The sequence below is a fragment of the Bacillus sp. HMA207 genome (assembly GCF_003402455.1).
Taxonomy (GTDB): Bacteria; Bacillota; Bacilli; order Bacillales; family Bacillaceae_G; genus Bacillus_A; species Bacillus_A cereus.
In genome coordinates this window covers 173,497-192,012 of sequence record NZ_BEZT01000001.1, presented here as the reverse complement: position 1 = coordinate 192,012, position 18,516 = coordinate 173,497, and the positions used below count along the sequence as shown (strand labels likewise).

The following is an 18,516-nucleotide window of genomic DNA, read 5'->3' as shown; positions in this document are numbered from 1 at the left end:
ATTAATAGGGTGGGAATAAAATGAACAAACCTAAAATTGGGATGATTGGACTTGGAAGTATTGCGCAAAAGGCCTATCTTCCAACACTTACAAAAGAAACTGATTGGAATTTTGTAGGGGCGTTTACACCTAACGCAGAGAAAAGAAAACAAGTTTGCCAGCAATACCGAATTCAAGACTTTCATTCTATTGAAATGTTAGCTTCGGAATGCGATGCAATCTTCGTTCATAGTTCAACTGCATCGCATTATGAAATCGTTTCTGAACTTCTAAAAAAAGGGATCGACGTTTATGTTGATAAACCGCTAGCAGCTACAGTGGAACAAGCTGAGCAACTAGTCGAGTTAAGCGAGAAGTATAACCGAAAATTAATGGTCGGATTTAATCGCAGATTCGTTCCTATGTATGTTGCTGCCAAAGAACAGGCTAATGATATTTCATGGATTCGAATTGAAAAGCATCGCACAAATAAAGTCGGGCCATATACGTACGACTTTACTATGTTAGATGATTATTTACACATTGTAGATACTGCTCGCTGGTTAGCTAATGATGACCTTAACGTCGTTCACAATATGATGCAAATCAATGAAAAGAATGAACTTCTTTACGGACATCATACATATACAACTCCAAGTGGACTGTTACTTTCTACTGCAATGCATCGCCATGCCGGTACAAATTTAGAACAAATTGAACTTGTAACGCCAGGGAAAATCATTCGCGTAAGAAATATGAATACATTTGAAATTGAACAGGAAAACTCAGTTTCACAAAGTGGTTCCCCATCATGGGATACGACGTTAAAACAGCGTGGTTTTGAAGATGCTGTTCATCATTTTATTGAGTGTGTACAAGGCGATACAAAGCCTGTTGTAGATGGATTAGAAGGATTAAAAACGCAGCAAATGCTACAATCTTTACTAGATAATGTAAACAAAAATTAAAACGGATACATTTTTCAGAATTTACTTTCATTCCCATTCCCTCTTTATTTCTCTCGTAAATTTCTATAGAATATGTTGATAGGAATTATAAATTTCATAATGAATCGTGGAAAGGATGGGATTAACACATGTGGAACGAGTTTAAAAAATTCGCTTTCAAAGGGAATGTCGTTGATTTAGCTGTCGGGGTTGTAATCGGTGCTGCATTCGGTAAAATCGTTAGTTCTTTAGTAAAAGATATCATCACACCATTACTTGGTATGGTATTAGGTGGCGTTGACTTTACAAGTTTACACTTTGGATACGGTAAATCTGCTGTTATGTATGGTAACTTCATCCAAACAATTTTTGACTTCTTAATTATCGCAGCTTCTATCTTTATGTTTGTTAAAGTTTTCAACAAACTAACATCTAAAAAAGAAGAAGAAAAAGAGGAAGAAATTCCAGAGCCAACAAAAGAAGAAGAACTTCTTGGCGAAATTCGTGATTTACTAAAACAGCAAAACTCTTCTAAAGATAGAGCATAATTGAACGGATAAAAAGGCATGTCCCCTTGGGACATGCCTTTTCTATATGCTATAACGTTTCCGAATTCATATGAATAAATAAAATAATACCAGCAACCATAAGTACCATAATGCTACCTGCAAATAGTGTAATACCAATAAACATTAAACTTGTGCTCATATCTACTGATACACTTTCAATAAAAATAGAAATTACATACGTGATAAGGGCAATTCCTGCAAGAATACTTCCTGGAACAAATCGCTTTAAACCATTTTGTTTTAACGTCATATATGCAAAAATAGCAGTCATACAAAGCGTAATTATCCAAAGAACGATCATCTCTTTTCCCCCCTCACAAGCCTTTTCTTTCTATTATACATGACATTGCCCTATAATAGTTAAATTTGCACTTATGTGACATATAACAAGGAATAGTCCCATCTATAGCGAAGGCATTATAACATACACTTATACAATAAGGAGGCTTTCATTTGGAATATACTACTACATGTAAATTAGAGCTATCCGAACGATTCGATTATGTTACGATTGACTTAGACAAACTGTTTTTTTTACATCGAAGTTGTAAATTTACAAAGTAATATAACTGTATTAAAAATATCAATTAACTTGCAAAAAGACGAAACGATGGTAGAGGGAAATACAATTCATTATGATACTTTTCACGTAGATGCATTATTACAAGGATTGAAATATGTTGCTCGAACATGTATTGATCATAATTTAAAAAACCAAAAGGAACTGTTCGCATTTCTAGAAGAAAATTAGCTCCAATAAAAAAAATGGTTATTTTTTCTTTTTATTGATATAATTTCTATATAGAAATATTCTTTGTAAGGGAGTGTTCATAATGATTTGGATTTCACTAATTGTATTAGCTTATTTCATCATTCTCGTCCCAATACAGTACAACTACATTAAAATGCTCAAAGAAAAACAGAAAAAAATGAGTGTCTCACAAAACGAACTATATGACAACATGTCTTATGAAGAATCCCAAGTACATTACCATTATCAAAGTAACGTATTTACAATACCTGCTTCGCTTGTCGCAAGTATTATTTATAAAGTGAAACATGCTGCATAATATGTACGCTGTAAAATTATTATTTGAGTCCGTTCATTCTGATGAGCCTGATTCTACGAAAATTGATGAGCATTATGAAGAGAATCACGATACACTTTTTGAAGAAAGTATTATTCTTGTTAAAGCAAACAGTTTGGAAGAAGCTCATGCACTAGGTGAACAAATCGCTATACAGTCTGAGCATACGTACGATAATATGTACGGCCAGCAAATAACATGGACGTTTCGAAAACTATTGCATGTGTTTGAATTAGACGATACCCCATTTGAAACCGGAAAAGAATTGTATGCAAGATTTTTACACGTTAAGAAAGACGAAATGGTAAATGCAGTCGTACAAAAATACTATCCTGAATACGAATAAAAGCTCACAGCAATCGCTGTGAGCTTTTTTATACTTACTTCGTTGAATCTCTAAATTGGATACGGTGAGGTAAGATAACAGTGTGATCTTCCACTTTTTCTTTGTTCATATACTTTGTTAATAGACGCATTGCTACTGCACCGATATCATACATCGGTTGAACAACTGTTGAAAGCTGCGGACGAACCATTAATGCAAGGCGTGTATTATCGAAACCAAGTACTTCTACGTCAGTTGGTACGTTTAATCCAGCGTCTTGTGCTGCATGGATTACACCTAGTGCCATTTCATCAGAAGATACGAAGATTGCTGTTGGCTTTTCATCATTGCTCCAAAGCTTTTCGAATGCTTCGATACCTGAGTCATATGTGTAATCTCCATCGATTACAAGATTTTCATCATATGAAATACCTGCTTCTTCTAAAGCTTTTTTGTAACCTTGTAACTTCTTCGCGCTTCCCGCTTTATCAATGAAAGGACCAGAGACGAAACCGATACGTTTATGTCCTTGCTCGATAAAGTGCTTCATTGCATCATAAGCTGCTTGTGTATAATCAATATTTACTGATGGCGTTTCATTTTGCTCATCAAATGATGCTGCTAATACAATTGGTACTGGAGATTTTTTAAATTCTTCAATGTGAATGTCTGTAATATCTTCACCCATGAAAACAATTCCGTCCACTTGTTTTCCAAGCATCGTATTTAATAAATGGAACTCTTTCTCTTTATTTTGGTCAGAGTTACTTAAAATGATGTTATATTTGTACATTGTTGCGATATCTTCAATTCCACGAGCTAGTTCTGCATAAAACGTATTTGAGATATCAGGAATAATAACACCTACTGTAGTTGTCTTCTTACTTGCTAGTCCACGTGCTACCGCATTTGGGCGGTATCCTAAACGATCAATTGCTTCTAATACTTTCTTTCTTGTTGTAGGCTTTACATTTGGGTTACCGTTCACAACGCGTGATACGGTAGCCATTGAAACGTTCGCTTCACGCGCTACATCATATATTGTTACGTTCATCTCATCGCACACTCCTTCTATTTTTGTTATCTATTTTTATGTATCGGTTACTTGAATGAAAAAAAGACATCAACTCTATTTGCAGATGCCACCAATCGTCCCGAGTTCTTCCTTTTACTAATGATACGATAAAAACGCAGGCTCATACAATATTTTCCCGCAAAAGTTTCGAAAAAATTCGCTTCTTTTCTCGTATTTTCGTATTTTTTATGAAAAAAGGGCATTTTTTGTAAAAAAATAGATGTTTCCTTAGTAGAAATCTTATTTTAAGCAGTACGATAGTAAATGAAATTTATATCGGCGATTTTTCGAATATATCGACTGTAACTCGAAATATATCAGCGATTTTCCAAATATATCGACCGCAACTCTAATTATATCAGCGATTTTTTAAATATATCAACTTACCAACAAAAATCGACAATGACAGTCGCTATACAATAGGAGAAAGCTGTTCCAAAATGCCTTTTTGGAACAGCTCATTAAAAGTTTTTATAATTTACTTCCAAATGATTTTAATTCATTCATAAAATCATTGAACTGCGGTATATTCATTTGTTGCGCTGCATCAGATAAAGCTACAGCTGGATCTGGATGTACTTCAGCCATAATTGCGTCTGCACCAATTGCCATCGCTGCTTTTGCAGTTGGTAAGAGAAGGTCACGTCGCCCTGTAGAATGCGTTACATCGACAACGACAGGTAAATGTGTTTCTTTCTTTAAAATCGGCACAGCGGAAATATCAAGCGTATTACGCGTCGCTCTTTCATACGTGCGAATACCTCGTTCACATAAAATAATGTTCCCATTTCCCTTTGCCATAATATATTCTGCCGCATTAATGAATTCTTCAATCGTTGCTGATAGACCACGTTTTAATAATACTGGTTTATTTACAGCACCAGCTGCCCTTAGCAAATCAAAGTTTTGCATATTGCGAGCGCCAATTTGAATAACATCAACGTAATCTAATGACATCTCAATATCATTCGGATTTAAAATTTCACTAATAACAGCCAAATCATATTCATCTGCTACCTGGCGCAAAATTTGTAATCCCTCTAATCCAAGACCTTGAAAATCATACGGTGAAGTACGTGGTTTGAACGCACCACCACGCATTAATTTCAGACCTTGCCCTTTCATTGCTTCAGCAACTTGACGTACTTGTTCATAACTTTCCACTGCACACGGTCCCATAATAAAATGCTGATTTCCGTCACCAATTTTTTCACCATTAATTTCAACAATCGTATCTTCTGTTTTTTTCTTACGAGAAACAAGTAATGCTTTACGATGATCGTCTTCTTGTAATTCTAAACCAGCTTGAAAAATTTGTTTGAAAATATGTTGTAAAGTCGAAGTTTCAAATGGACCATTATTATTCTCTGCAATTAAATCCAGCATATTTCTTTCACGTACAGGATCAAAACGTTTCACACCTTGTACTTCTTTTAAATTACCAACTTCTTGTACGAGACGACCTCTTTTGTTTAGTAACTCTAATATTTGTAAATTAAGTTGATCAATTTCAGAACGTAAACGACCTAATTGTTGTGATGCCATAAGAAAGCCACCTCTTTCAAATTCCTATATGTTACTTTTTTAAGATAATTTATTATAGCTGATACATATACGATTGTCACACGATATACAGCAAGGAATTACTATCAAAAAACATTATATATTTTCATTTAAAATAAAAAAAAGACAGTTTATATACTGTCTTTTTTTACAAGAAGGAAACAAACGGTTTATCACTGTTTTTCTCTTTTATAATAACGGCCTCAATTTTACTCTCGGACTTGATCTGTAATTGTACTTTCGCATCTTTAGGCAATTTGTCTAACATGCCTTGAGCAGCCAATTGGGTAAGAGCCATTAATTCTGTTTTACCGTTATATTTAATAACAATATTCATATTTAATGTATCCATTTGATCTTTCTTATAAGAAACTTTAGCGTTGACTGGAATAAAATCCCCATTAGAAAAACCTTTTATTTCCTTAGCAAAGTTATTTATTTTTGTATTATCTTCTCCATGTGCTTGTGTAAATTCATCAGAAGGATATGAATACGACTTTTCATCGATCGTACTCCAATTTCCAAGGTTCGTATCATTCTTTTGAACAGTAGCACTAGCAATATACGTACCATTTTTTAAAGAACTTGTACTTTCTTGCTTAAAGATAGCAAACGTAATTGGAGATTTGTTATATTTATCATTTTTGTTAATAGCTTCAATAAGTTGTTTAGCAACTTCAGTCCCTTTAGACATAGCCTCTTCATTCGATACACTTGAAGACATAGCTAAGCCAATCATAACACCAGATAAACTTAATTCATTTGAATTCTGTTTTCCGAAATAGTCTTGTTCTATAATATTCGTCAAAACTGGCGCTTCTACTTTCGCAACTAGTTCATCAATTAGTTTCTCTGGAATATACTGGTTTAATTGCAGTACGTGACTCTCTGTATCAAATTGCTGCGTTGCAATATTTATTAAACCATTTTCATACTCTGCTAAATCTAATTTAGAATTTGTTTTTATATTAGCTGTATTAATAACCTTTTGTTCTTTTAAAGGAATAACAGTTCTATAATAATCTTTAGAAACAGCAGTTCTCGGAATCATACTTTTTTCTTTTGTATCTTTTTGTATAACTTCATCCTTCTTACTAATCGTATTACTATTGTTACTACAAGCTCCCAGTAATAAACTTACGACTGCGAAGGATAATGCCATTTTCTTCATTACTTAAAACCTACTTTCAACAATCTAGTTATTTAGTTTGAACTATTAATAGTGTACCACTAAATATATTTCAACAAAAACAAAAAAAAAGAAGCAAGCACCTTTAGCTTGCTTCTTTTTACTTTATATTCTCTTCTAAAGCATCTTTTTTAATATTCCAATGAGATGTATTCCATACTACCATCCCATCTTTTATGTATAACACTTGCGGTGATTCATGTCTAATACTGTATTGTTCTGCAACACGATTTGACACATCTCTCGCATCTTGTACGTATAAGTAATACGCTGGTACTTCTCTTTCTTCGCTGCAATACGCTTGAAATTCTGTGTATGCACCGTGACTAATTGGGCATATCGTACTGTGTTTAAAAAGAACATACGGCTCGTTCTTTTCTACTAAGACTTCAAGCTCTTCAATTGTTTCAAGTTTTGTCATATTCATCACGATTCACCTCTCATACGAAATCTAGAGCGTTTCTCTTTCTTTTCAGCTTTTTTCTCAATTCTTTCTAATTTACGCTCTTCTTTTTCAACCTTCTTCTCTTGTCTCGACGCACGGTAATGATTGTATACTTCAATCGCCGCACTGCTCCACTGTACAACTTGCGCTACTTTATCAGCGTTATTTTCAATTTCGTCCGTTACAGAGTCTGATACATTACGAAGCTTCGTATTTAAAGATTGGATTGTCGTTCCAATCCCATCTACACCCGCTACCACTTTATTTAATGACTGTGACTTCTGTTGAATATCATCAGCTAACGCATTCGTTTTATGTAATAATTGCTCTGTCTCTACGCTAATTCCTTGCATTTGTTTTTCTAAACCTTCTAACGTGCTTGCAACGTTTTCTAACGTCTTCTGAACCGATAACAACGTTCTGCATACATACACTACTAATACTGCGAAAGCAACCGCGATAATAGCCGCACTTACATATAAAAGAACTTGCATTTCATCACTTCCTTTATCTTTTTCATACTTTCCCCTATTATACAATCATTTTCCGTTTCATTCTAATCCCTATCTCATCATTAGAATTTTCATACTTATTCGTTAACTGTAACATAAATCATTCAACAAATTCCACTAAGTAGGTTACAATAGGAGAGGATACATAATTAGTAGGGAGGCTTTACATATGAAAGATCCACGTATTGAAAAGTTAGCATACAATTTAATTAACTACTCTATCCGCTTACAAAAAGGTGAAAAAGTATTAATTGAAAACTTTGGCTTACAAAAAGAACTTGTAACTGCACTTGTAAAAGAAGCATATGCAGCTGGTGGTTTCCCATTCGTCTCTTTAAAAGATCATCAAGTAGATCGCTCTTTATTAATGGGTGCTACTGAAGAACATTTCGAACAAATCGCTGCATATGAAGCAAGCGTAATGAAAGACATGGACGCTTATATCGGCCTTCGCTCTGGCGATAATATTAATGAACAAGCTGACGTTCCAAGTGAGCGTATGAAAGTTCATGGCCAAACAGTTGGTAAAAAAGTTCATAGAGACATTCGCGTTCCAAAAACACGCTGGGTTGTTCTTCGCTACCCAAATGCTTCTATGGCACAGCTTGCTAAAATGAGTACAGAAGCTTTCGAAGACTTCTACTTTGAAGTATGTAACTTAGACTACGGTAAAATGGATAAGGCGATGGACAGCCTTGTTACATTAATGAATAAAACAGATAAAGTTCGTTTAACTGGTCCTGGAACTGACTTAACATTCTCTATTAAAGACATTCCAGCAATTAAATGCTCAGGTCATTTAAACATTCCAGACGGTGAAGTATACTCTGCACCAGTTCGTGATTCTGTTAACGGTACAGTTTCTTACAACACACCATCTCCTTACAACGGTTATACATTTGAAAATGTACAACTTAAGTTCGAGAACGGCCAAATCGTTGAAGCAACTGCAAACGATTCAGAACGCATTAACAAAATCTTCGATACAGACGAAGGCGCACGCTACGTTGGTGAGTTCGCAATCGGCGTAAACCCATACATCTTACATCCAATGGGAGACATCCTATTCGATGAAAAAATCGATGGCAGCTTCCACTTCACTCCTGGACAAGCTTACGACGATGCATGGAACGGTAACAACTCGAACATCCACTGGGATTTAGTATGTATCCAACGCCCTGAATACGGCGGCGGCGAAATTTACTTTGACGACGTACTAATCCGTAAAGACGGGCGCTTCGTTGTACCTGAATTAGAAGCTTTAAACCCAGAGAACTTAAAATAATGAAAAACGCTCGGAATTTTCGCCGAGCGTTTTTTTATTATCCTCACTCTATATCGAGCTACTGTTCTTACTTTTTGTTTGCTGAAAATGAAAATAATATAAAAGTGCCACTGCGATAGTACCTATTAATATGGGTACATATAAAGGCAGGTTCCATTTCATATTTACCCTAGTGCAGATAGCAAACACCAGCATAATTTCCAAGCAAAAAAGGTTTTATATATTTCATTTCTTACCTGCCATTTCTATTTTCGCATGTGGATTTTCTTTCTCTATAAGCGCCAAGAATTCATCCATATTTTGCGGCATCGCAACCATATGTACTTTATATGCATTCGTCGTAATTTCAAGAGACTTTCCGACCTGACGTATAATTCTCACATCTTTTAATACAATATCATCATTTAAAATACCGTACTTTAATACGCCATTTTCTACTTTATGTTTTTTAATAAATACTTCCCAAACGATTGGTACATTTACAATGAAGCATAAACCCATCCCAATCAACGCTGACATCCAATGCGCTTTATTAGTGAAAAGCATGACAATTGGATATATAAACATAAAAACTAACGTAAGGCAAACGAAAATGACTACTGACTTACTTCTTTGAATTGGAAAGTTCATACCTACACCCCTAATCCAAATTATACCACTATTTCTATTTTGGTTCATAGAAAAAGGCCATTTCTAAATGACCTTTTACACAATGTACCTATAAAATTTTTTATCTACCTGTAGCACCGGAAAGTTTTTCGGCAACTCGTCTATACTCACACTTTGAAAACCATTCTTTTCATAAAAACGATGTGCCGCTAAAAATTTTACTGTTGTTCCTAAGTAAATATCTTTCAATTTTTTATCCTCAGCCCATGAAATTGCTGTTTGAAGCAACATATGTGATGCGCCCCATTCTTTTCCGCGAAACTCTTTTTGTACGAACATTTTTCTTAGCGCTACTTGATGATTCTCAATATCTAATAAAGCTACTGTTCCAACTACTTTACCATCATAAATTGCTACCCAAAAGTTTCCGTGACCCTTTTGATAGAATGTTTCTATTTCAAGTAAATCAGGTTGCTCTTCTTTCGTAATTGAAACATTATACTCTTTTTGCTGAATATGAACGATAAGATCTACTACTTCCTCTTGAAACGTACCTTCATATGGAACAATACGAATCTTCTCGTTCATCGAATCTCTTTCCATTCTGAAGCTAGTAAACTATATACAGCGATATCATGAAAATGATCATATAGCCATTCTTCATCTCGTAAAATACCATCTAACTTAAATCCTAAACGTTCTGGAATTGCTCGGCTTTTCGCATTTCCAACACCGCACCGAATTTCAATTTTATTCAGCTTTAAGTTTTCAAATGCATAGTGAAGTACAGCCTTTACGCTACGCGTCATAATACCTTTCCCGCCAGCATCTTCTGCAAGATAATACCCAAGACTCGTCGCTTTCTTCCCCCAACTCACTGGATGAATGCCTACCATCCCAACGAGCTTTCCTTTGTAACGTATACCACTTTCAAAACCGTCTCCCTCTGCAAACTTCTTTAACCACATCGGAAAAATTTCATCATAAGCATCAGCAGATTTTGTCCCATCTACCCAAGGGAGCCATTTTCGTAAATGATTACGGTTTTGATCTAATAATTGATATAATTCCTCTTTATGATGTTTTTCTAGTAATTGTAGTTCGATTTCGTCATCTACTCGGAGTGTGAACATGTTTTTTAGTCCCCTTTTTAGTTTTCTTATTATTCTAACATTTATATTTCAAAACGCGTACCAATATATCAACGATTTTTGAAATATATCGAACACAACTCCATATATATCGACGTTTCAACATTAATGCACAACCACGACAACATAGAAAAGACGCACAGCCAAGCTATGCGTCTTTTCTATTATTTCTCTGCAACTTGAACTTCTTTTACGTAAGCCGCTTCGAATTTTTGGATGTCACCTGCGCCCATGAAAATTAGAACGCCGTTTTTATGTTTCTTTAATACATCCGTTGTTGTATCTGTAATTAATTCTGCACCGTCAATACGCTTTTGCAGATCTTCGATTGTTAATTCACCTTTGTTTTCACGTGCTGATCCGAAAATATCACATAAGTATACTTGGTCAGCCTTGCTTAGGCTTTCTGCGAACTCATCTAAGAACTTTTCTGTACGTGAGAATGTATGTGGCTGGAATACAGCGACAATTTCACGCTCTGGATGTTTTTGACGAGCAGCTTCAATCGTTGCATTAATCTCTGTCGGATGGTGTGCGTAGTCATCGATGATTACTTGCTCTCCCATCGGCTTTTCATTAAAGCGACGTTTTACGCCTTCAAAAGTTGTTAATTGATGTTTTACTGCTTCTACATCAACATTTTCATAATGGCAAAGCGCGATTACTGCTAACGCATTTAATACGCTGTGATTGCCGTATCCTGTAATTTTGAACGTATCATAGTACGTGTTACGAACGAATACATCAAATATTGTACCATCTGTTCTCTTTTGAATGTTGCGTGCTTGGAAATCATTATCTTCTCCAAATCCATAGAAAATAACAGGTACTTTCGCTTGAATTTTTTGAAGTTCTTCATCATCTCCACATGCAATAATGCCTTTTTTCACTTGCAATGCCATCTCTTGGAATGCACTGAATACATCATTGATGTCTGCAAAATAATCTGGATGATCAAAATCAATATTCGTCATAATTGCATAGTCTGGATTATAAGACAAGAAATGACGACGATACTCACAAGCTTCAAATACAAAATACTTACTATTTTCTACCCCATGCCCTGTTCCATCTCCAATAAGGTAAGATGTTGGGTGTGCACCTTGCATTACATGGGCTAACAAACCTGTTGTTGATGTTTTTCCGTGTGCACCAGTTACAGCAACACTTGTGTATTGGCTCATCAGGTCACCTAAGAAATGATGGTAACGATGGACTGGGATGTTTAATTCTTTTGCTGCTACGATTTCTTCATGCGTATCAGGAAATGCATTTCCTGCAATAATCACTTGTCCTTCTTCTACATTATTCTTATCAAAAGGAAGGATCGAGATACTACGCTTTTCCAACGCTGTTTGTGTAAAGAAACGCTTTTCATAATCAGACCCTTGAACAGTATGCTTCATATCATGAAGAATTTGCGCTAATGAACTCATTCCTGTTCCTTTAATTCCTACAAAATGGTAAACTGTCATCTTAAAGAACCTCCAACATTTCGAACTAATACAACGGCCTATCTATAAGACAGTATATGAATCTTTTCTTATTTTGGTAATCATCATACATTTTTGATGTAGTGAAGTTATTCTTTCCCTTCACTTATCAGGATAAACTCGTACGTACTTCTTTATATGTCCATAATAAGTCCATTATAGCAAAAAAGAAGCCGCTATACTATGATAACAGAAAAACTGATAGGGTCAATCACCTATCAGTTTTTCTCTCTTTTACATCTCTTCTCTTTTTTCTAATTGAACACGCTCTAAACGTGGGTTTGGACGATATTTACGACCAGCTTTTGCTTCTGGTTTCCCATTTAGTTCTACATTATCACCAGTAAAGCCAATATTCATTTTTAATAAGCTACTTCCTACCCCGTATATGTCAACAGGTACGTTTTGAGCTTCAAATTCACGAATACGCTTCTCATCAAATCCACCAGTTACAACGATGTCTACATGCTGGAATCCTTCTTCATCAAGTGCTTTACGAAGTGCGAATACAAGCGATGGGTTTACACCACGTGGATCGAATGTTCCAAGTACTTCTGGGTGGCGAATAAAGTATTGATCAATCATCGTGCGGGACGTATCTACACGTACACCCTTTAATGTTGATCCAAATTCACGCGCTACGCGAAGTGCATCTGTAATGACATCATTGTTGTAATCAATTAATACAACTAATTCATCTTCTGGGAATTTCTTATGATATGCTTTTGCCGCTTCCACAACATCACCATTAAACATTTGAATTAATGCGTGAGGCATCGTCCCCATACCACTTTTGCCCCACCATTCATTCATCGCATGCGTCGCTTGTGCGCTCATACCTCCGATGTATGCTGCATAACCGTCACCAGCTTGTTGTGTATAATGATCATCACGGTCTCCCATGAAAATAACTGGTTTTTCTTTATCTACGCTACGCGCAGCTTGGACAACGTTATATACGTTTGTCGCAACCGATGTACGACGAGCTAAAATCCCATCAATGACACCTTCTAAAAATCCGAAATTTTCATAAGGACCATGAATTGTTAACACTGTTTCAAATGGACTAATTTTATCGCCATCTTTTAAAGAGTTAATCTCAAGTTCCTCAGGATTTTTAGCGAATGTTTGTAGCAATGCAATTACTTCATCCGTTCCGCAAAGAACTGCATTTTCCTTTTGGAAAAATTGCATCGTTACAACACTTTTCGGGCGAAATTCTTCGATGATTTCTCTAGTCTTTAAAAAGTAAACGGCAGAGAACCAACCTTCTCCAACACGTTCGTCAAATTTAAATGTTTTATTTGTTAGTCTATTTATTTCACCTTTTAATTTTAATTCAATTTCTTTCATGTCGCTTTACTCCCTACTTTACTATCCAACATTTTCTCTTAGTATACAGCAAAACCGTTTACTATACATTTGTTTCCTGCATAGCGGCAAATTCATCCTCAGAAATAAGGACATCTCTCGGTTTCGTTCCTCTACCTTCAGAAATAATTCCTTGCGATTCCATCTCTTCAATGAGACGTGCCGCGCGATTATAACCGATGCGGAATTTTCGCTGTACAGAAGATGTGGACGCTCCCCCTTGTTCTACAACAAATTGACATGCATCAAGGAACAATTCGTCTTCCGACTCAGCTTGTTCTGTTTTCGCTAATAAATCCTCTTGCTTAAATAAGTAATTCGGCTTCATTTGCTTTTTCACATGATCAACTGTTTTTTCAATCTCATCATCCGATACATATACACCTTGTACACGAACTGGTTTAGATGTACCGTTCCCTAAGAATAACATATCACCACGGCCAAGTAATTTCTCCGCGCCCCCAATATCAATAATCGTACGCGAATCAACTTGAGATGATACAGTAAACGCAATACGCGTTGGAATGTTTGACTTAATTAAACCTGTAATAACATCTACAGATGGACGCTGCGTCGCTACTAATAAATGAATACCACAAGCACGTGCTTTTTGCGCAATACGACAAATCGCTTCCTCAACATCACCAGGTGCTACCATCATTAAATCGGCTAACTCGTCAATGACAATAACGATATAAGGTAATGTCTCTCCTGGAATTTCTCGCTCACTTACAATCGTATTGTAGCGAGTTAAATCACGAGCACCAGCATGCGCAAACAATTCATAACGGCGTTCCATTTCCTCAACTGCCCATTTTAATGCAGCTGTCGCTGCTTTTACATCCGTAATAACAGGTGCTACAAGATGCGGAACAGAATTGTATGGTGCAAGCTCAACCATCTTCGGATCAATTAACATTAACTTCACTTCATGTGGTTTCGCTTTATATAAAATACTCGTTAAAATCGCGTTAATACACACACTTTTACCTGAACCCGTTGCACCCGCAATAAGTCCGTGCGGCATTTTTCGAATATCCGTTACAATTGGATCCCCTGAAATATCAAGTCCAAGAGCAACAGTAAGCGGTGATTCACTCTTTGTGAATACAGGACTTCTTAAAATTTCGCGAAGAAATACTGGCTTACTTTCTTTATTTGGAACTTCAATTCCAATTGCACTCTTCCCTGGAATCGGTGCTTCAATACGAATATCTTTCGCAGCTAAACTTAACTTAATATCATCACTTAAATTTGTAATTTTATTTACTTTCACACCTGGGTCTGGCTGTACTTCAAAACGAGTTACTGCTGGACCTTGTGATACATTAATAACATGTGCGCCAACGTGAAAATTATTAAACGTTGTATCTAATAATTCTTTCTGCTCCTCTAACCATTCTGTATTATCTAACGCTGATTGCTGTGGAATCGACAACAGCGCTAATGGTGGAACAGTATATGTCGGTGGTGTATGCAATACATTTCGCATATCGTTCTCTCTTTGATTTACAACATATGCTTTCTCTTGTACTTCCGTACTTGAAATTGGCTTTTGTACTTGCTCTACCACTACTTGCTGCATTGGTTGCTCTTCCACTTGTGGTTCTGCTACTACTTGCTGCACTGGGCGTTCTTCCACTTGTGGTTCTGCTACTTGCTGCACTGGGCGCTCTTCCACTTGTGGTTCTACTACCACCTGCTGCACTGGGCGCTCTTCCACTTGTGGTTCTACTACCACCTGCTGCATTGGGTTTTCTTCCACTTGTGGTTCTGCTACTACTTGCTGCACTGGGCGTTCTTCCACTTGTGGTTCTGCTACTACTTGCTGCACTGGGCGTTCTTCCACTTGTGGTTCTGCTACCTCTTGTTGTACTGGCTTATTCTCTACTCGTACATTAGCAGAAGGCTGCATTGCATTTGCTCTAGCTGCATGTCTTTCCATTAATCGTGTTCTATCTTGTTTCAACATAACAACATTAAATGGTACATGGCGCTTTTTCTCACGTTTTGGTTCTTCTTTTTGTACAACTGGTTGCTCTTCTGCGATTGGTGTTTCTTCTACAACTCGTTGCTCTTCTACGACTGGCGCTTCTTCTACAACTCGTTGCTCTTCTGCGACCTGTGCTTCTTCTACAACTCGTCTATTTTCCTCTGTTTCTGCAATTAAAACATTCGCAAAGCTTTGAACATCTTTCTTCGTTTGTTCATCAGCCTCAGCAACATGTATGAATTCACTCTTTTGTTCAATTGCTTCATCTTCTTGCTGAATTTCCTCAAGTGCTACAAATGTCTCTACTACAGGCGCTTTTGTTTCTGCAATCACTTCTGTTTCTTCTGCTTCCGCAATTACTTCCACTTCTTCTAGCTCTTTCGCTTCCGCAATTACTTCCACCTCTTCTGACTCTTTCGCTTCCGCAATTACTTCCACTTCTTCTGACTCTTTCGCTTCCGCAATTACTTCCACTTCTTCTGACTCTTCTGTTTCTACAATCACTTCTACTTCTTCTGCTTCCGCAATTACTTCCACTTCTTCTGACTCTTCCGTTTCTGCAATTACTTCCACTTCTTCTAGCTCTTTTGCTTCCGCAATTACTTCCACTTCTTCTAACTCTTCTGCTTCCGCAATTACTTCCACTTCTTCTAACTCTTCTGCTTCCGCAATTACTTCCACTTCTTCTGACTCTTCCGTTTCTGCAATTACTTCTACTTTTGACACTTCTTCTGGTATTTCCACAATGATTGTTTCTTCAAGTTTTTCTTCTGCTTTGACAATCACTGATTCTTCTGGAGCTTGCTTTTCTACTTCAATAGTAGGTTGTTTTATTTCTGTGTTACGTTTAATTTCTTCTGATAATATTGTATCCTCGTGCTCTACTTTAGAAGCTACTAATTCTTCTTGTAGATTGTTTTCGTTTAACACCACTACATCTTTTTCTAGCTTAGCACTTTCCATCTGCTCAGCTACTGTTTTATGAAGTAATTCATCCGCTGAAACTTCCTGCGGTGTACTCATTTCTTGAATCACTTCTTTTTCTTCTACTAAAGGCACTTGGCGTTCGATTTCATAACCGTTTTTCTCTAGCCATTGATCAACTACTGACTTTTCTTCCTTTTTATTCTCTTCATATTGTTGCTCTCCTTGCTGGTTAGCAGCTCTATGACTAGAAGAAGTTGGTGCTTGTCCTTCTGAGAAATCAGATAATTTATATCCTTTTTTCTCTAACCATGCATCAACGACTGATTTACCCTCTACAGATATTTCAAGGTCTTCTCTTTCCTTTACTTCCTCCTGCTTTTCTTCCTTTTTCTCTACTGAAGGACGATTATATCCATAAATTGGCGAAATCATTTCTGTTGGACGAAATGGTCTACGGTTACTCTCTTGCGAAGGTGCAGATGCCTTTTTAACGACAGACTCCCGCACCGGTTCATATTGCACTTCCGGCTCTTCATATGTAGAAACTACCTTTTCCACATACGATCGTCTGCTTCTTTCCACCTTTATTCCTCTTTGGGCAGTAGGTTCTTCATATGTTACTCCTTGAACAGGTTGTTCTTCGAAGCGATTTACTTCGCTTTCATCCTCTTCATCGAACCCATTATCCGGTACTAAAGGAAAACGGCATTTACCTGCATTCCTACTTGCCATTTGTGCTTCTCTTGCTTCAGTGTAGTGGTTTACACGAGGAATTTTCGGCTGACTTTCAATTTGCTTTGGTACTTCTTTATTCATCGCTGTTTGTTCTTCCTCTTTGTTAAACAGCTTTTTCATCCAATCTAACATGCTTACCACTCTTTCTACTAAATAGTAACATCCTTTATTGTATCAGCATTCGGCAAAAAGTGCAGGTAAAATTAAGCATGTCATATTTATCCACAATATTCTAATTTACGAGTGTTTCATATGAAAAAACGCAGCCTTTCATATAAGACTGCGCTTAAGCTTTACTCTTCTGATATGCATCTATGCTATCCGTTACACTTTGCAATAAAGAATTTACATATTGCGGGTCAGATAATTTTTTATCTTCTTCATGGTTTGACATAAACCCAAGTTCTAATAACACACCAGGAACCTTTGCCCAATTAAATCCAGAAAGATCATCCCGAAATTTAATTCCATTTACTTTTACTTGTTGATTCTCCCTCATTTTATTTACAATCATTTGAGAGATTTGAAGACTTTCCGCATAAATCTCTTTCGTATACGGACTTCCTTCTGCCGGCGTCAATACAGCAAATCCACTTTCGTTTGGATTTTCAGAACCATCTGCATGAAGACGTAAAAATAAATTCGCCTTATGATTATTTGCGAATGTCGCCCGTTCTTTATTACTTATATCAACGTCTTGTGATGTTCTCGTCATTAATACTTGTATCCCTTTTGCTTCAAGCTTTTCTTTTAATAAAAAAGCCATTTCTAATACAAGTACAGCCTCTCTCTTTTTCGTCACAACACCTGTTGTACCGTCTGTCACTTTATATTTTTGCGTTGTTGCCCCTGGTCCAATTGGCTCTAAATTTAAATTCGCTTTTTGTTGATGCCCTGGATCAATAACGACGAGAAACTTCTCTTGTTTTTCATTACTCTCTACTTTTTGTTCATTATTTTGCACTGGTTGCTCAATTGGCTGCACTGGCGTAGTTTCTTCTTTCTTTTCCTCAGATGATACTTCCTCTTGCTTATGTTCTACTTGCTCATTCGTTTGAATTGCTTGCAATTCTTCGTTTTTTTCTTGTTCTTGCTGTTTTTCTACCGGTGCGTCTTCTTTGGTATCTTTGTTTTTCTCTTGTATAGAAGATGTAGTTTCTTTTTTCGGCTGCTCTTGTGAACAACCGGCCATATATATTCCAATGAATGCAATCATGCTCATTATTTTTATATACTTCATACTTCTCTCCCATCACTTTG

18 protein-coding genes and 2 pseudogenes are annotated in these 18,516 nt (G+C 36.5%); 6 read left to right on the top strand and 14 right to left on the bottom strand.

Going from position 1 to position 18,516, the window contains the following annotated elements; translation table 11 throughout:
• Positions 1 to 20: 20 nt before the first annotated feature.
• Together HMAS_RS01155 and mscL are read left to right on the top strand one after the other, a co-directional pair.
• Positions 21 to 947, top strand: a complete 927-nt coding sequence (locus tag HMAS_RS01155) for a Gfo/Idh/MocA family protein (protein ID WP_046393027.1) — start codon at positions 21 to 23, stop codon at positions 945 to 947.
• Positions 948 to 1,075: 128 nt separating this feature from the next.
• Positions 1,076 to 1,474, top strand: a complete 399-nt coding sequence (gene mscL / locus HMAS_RS01150; RefSeq protein WP_000267011.1) for a large conductance mechanosensitive channel protein MscL — start codon at positions 1,076 to 1,078, stop codon at positions 1,472 to 1,474.
• A 49-nt stretch (positions 1,475 to 1,523) separates the two neighbouring features.
• On the opposite strand, the gene HMAS_RS01145 is transcribed toward mscL, so the two are convergent.
• Entirely contained in the window at positions 1,524 to 1,796 is a 273-nt protein-coding gene (locus HMAS_RS01145; RefSeq protein ID WP_000636589.1) for a DUF3917 domain-containing protein, read from the bottom strand.
• Between the two features lie 152 nt (positions 1,797 to 1,948).
• On the opposite strand from HMAS_RS01145, the pseudogene HMAS_RS01140 reads away from it, so the two are divergent.
• The 3 genes and pseudogenes from HMAS_RS01140 (at position 1,949) to HMAS_RS01130 (ending at position 2,929) form a co-directional block, all read left to right on the top strand.
• Positions 1,949 to 2,246, top strand: a pseudogene (locus tag HMAS_RS01140) (hypothetical protein).
• Between the two features lie 82 nt (positions 2,247 to 2,328).
• Positions 2,329 to 2,565, top strand: a complete 237-nt coding sequence (locus HMAS_RS01135) for a DUF3949 domain-containing protein (protein WP_000637902.1) — start codon at positions 2,329 to 2,331, stop codon at positions 2,563 to 2,565.
• Position 2,566: 1 nt separating this feature from the next.
• Positions 2,567 to 2,929 carry a DUF4288 domain-containing protein gene (locus HMAS_RS01130; protein WP_048558803.1) on the top strand — a complete coding sequence of 121 codons (363 nt, stop codon included), beginning with the start codon at positions 2,567 to 2,569 and terminating at the stop codon, positions 2,927 to 2,929.
• 34 nt (positions 2,930 to 2,963) lie between these two features.
• Here HMAS_RS01130 and ccpA read toward each other — a convergent pair whose 3' ends face one another.
• The 5 genes from ccpA to HMAS_RS01105 form a co-directional block, all read right to left on the bottom strand.
• Complete coding sequence (gene ccpA, locus HMAS_RS01125) at positions 2,964 to 3,962, bottom strand: catabolite control protein A (protein ID WP_001103297.1); 999 nt, start codon at positions 3,960 to 3,962, stop codon at positions 2,964 to 2,966.
• A 492-nt stretch (positions 3,963 to 4,454) separates the two neighbouring features.
• Complete coding sequence (locus HMAS_RS01120) at positions 4,455 to 5,528, bottom strand: bifunctional 3-deoxy-7-phosphoheptulonate synthase/chorismate mutase (protein WP_000168214.1); 1,074 nt, start codon at positions 5,526 to 5,528, stop codon at positions 4,455 to 4,457.
• 166 nt (positions 5,529 to 5,694) lie between these two features.
• Complete coding sequence (locus HMAS_RS01115; protein ID WP_000738025.1) at positions 5,695 to 6,717, bottom strand: CamS family sex pheromone protein; 1,023 nt, start codon at positions 6,715 to 6,717, stop codon at positions 5,695 to 5,697.
• Positions 6,718 to 6,835: 118 nt separating this feature from the next.
• Positions 6,836 to 7,162, bottom strand: coding sequence for a bacillithiol system redox-active protein YtxJ (gene ytxJ, locus HMAS_RS01110; protein ID WP_116344672.1), 327 nt, complete (start codon positions 7,160 to 7,162; stop codon positions 6,836 to 6,838).
• Positions 7,162 to 7,674, bottom strand: a complete 513-nt coding sequence (locus HMAS_RS01105; protein WP_001197720.1) for a DUF948 domain-containing protein — start codon at positions 7,672 to 7,674, stop codon at positions 7,162 to 7,164. The genes ytxJ and HMAS_RS01105 overlap by 1 nt, the downstream gene beginning before the upstream one ends.
• Positions 7,675 to 7,861: 187 nt before the next feature.
• Between HMAS_RS01105 and HMAS_RS01100 the strand changes: the two genes are divergently transcribed.
• The gene (locus tag HMAS_RS01100; protein ID WP_000654729.1) at positions 7,862 to 8,977 is read left to right on the top strand and encodes an aminopeptidase; all 1,116 of its coding nucleotides are present in this window, start codon (positions 7,862 to 7,864) and stop codon (positions 8,975 to 8,977) included.
• A 48-nt stretch (positions 8,978 to 9,025) separates the two neighbouring features.
• Here the strand turns inward: HMAS_RS01100 and HMAS_RS28300 are convergent.
• The 8 genes and pseudogenes from HMAS_RS28300 to HMAS_RS01065 form a co-directional block, all read right to left on the bottom strand.
• Positions 9,026 to 9,206, bottom strand: a pseudogene (locus tag HMAS_RS28300) (hypothetical protein).
• A complete protein-coding gene (locus HMAS_RS01095; RefSeq protein WP_001010640.1) occupies positions 9,203 to 9,607 on the bottom strand; it encodes a PH domain-containing protein in 405 nt (134 codons plus the stop codon). Before HMAS_RS01095 ends, HMAS_RS28300 begins: the two are co-directional and overlap by 4 nt.
• Before the next feature lie 75 nt (positions 9,608 to 9,682).
• The gene (locus HMAS_RS01090; protein WP_001003158.1) at positions 9,683 to 10,174 is read right to left on the bottom strand and encodes a GNAT family N-acetyltransferase; all 492 of its coding nucleotides are present in this window, start codon (positions 10,172 to 10,174) and stop codon (positions 9,683 to 9,685) included.
• Positions 10,171 to 10,719, bottom strand: a complete 549-nt coding sequence (locus HMAS_RS01085; RefSeq protein ID WP_000494681.1) for a GNAT family N-acetyltransferase — start codon at positions 10,717 to 10,719, stop codon at positions 10,171 to 10,173. Before HMAS_RS01085 ends, HMAS_RS01090 begins: the two co-directional genes overlap by 4 nt.
• Positions 10,720 to 10,901: 182 nt before the next feature.
• Positions 10,902 to 12,212 (bottom strand): UDP-N-acetylmuramate--L-alanine ligase, encoded by a 1,311-nt coding sequence (gene murC / locus HMAS_RS01080; protein WP_000219468.1) that lies wholly within the window; start codon positions 12,210 to 12,212, stop codon positions 10,902 to 10,904.
• 252 nt (positions 12,213 to 12,464) lie between these two features.
• A complete protein-coding gene (locus HMAS_RS01075) occupies positions 12,465 to 13,583 on the bottom strand; it encodes a nicotinate phosphoribosyltransferase (protein WP_000658370.1) in 1,119 nt (372 codons plus the stop codon).
• A 61-nt stretch (positions 13,584 to 13,644) separates the two neighbouring features.
• Positions 13,645 to 17,388, bottom strand: a complete 3,744-nt coding sequence (locus HMAS_RS01070; RefSeq protein ID WP_116344671.1) for a DNA translocase FtsK — start codon at positions 17,386 to 17,388, stop codon at positions 13,645 to 13,647.
• A gap of 154 nt (positions 17,389 to 17,542) precedes the next feature.
• Positions 17,543 to 18,496, bottom strand: coding sequence for an N-acetylmuramoyl-L-alanine amidase (locus HMAS_RS01065; RefSeq protein WP_016123463.1), 954 nt, complete (start codon positions 18,494 to 18,496; stop codon positions 17,543 to 17,545).
• Positions 18,497 to 18,516 lie beyond the last annotated feature (20 nt).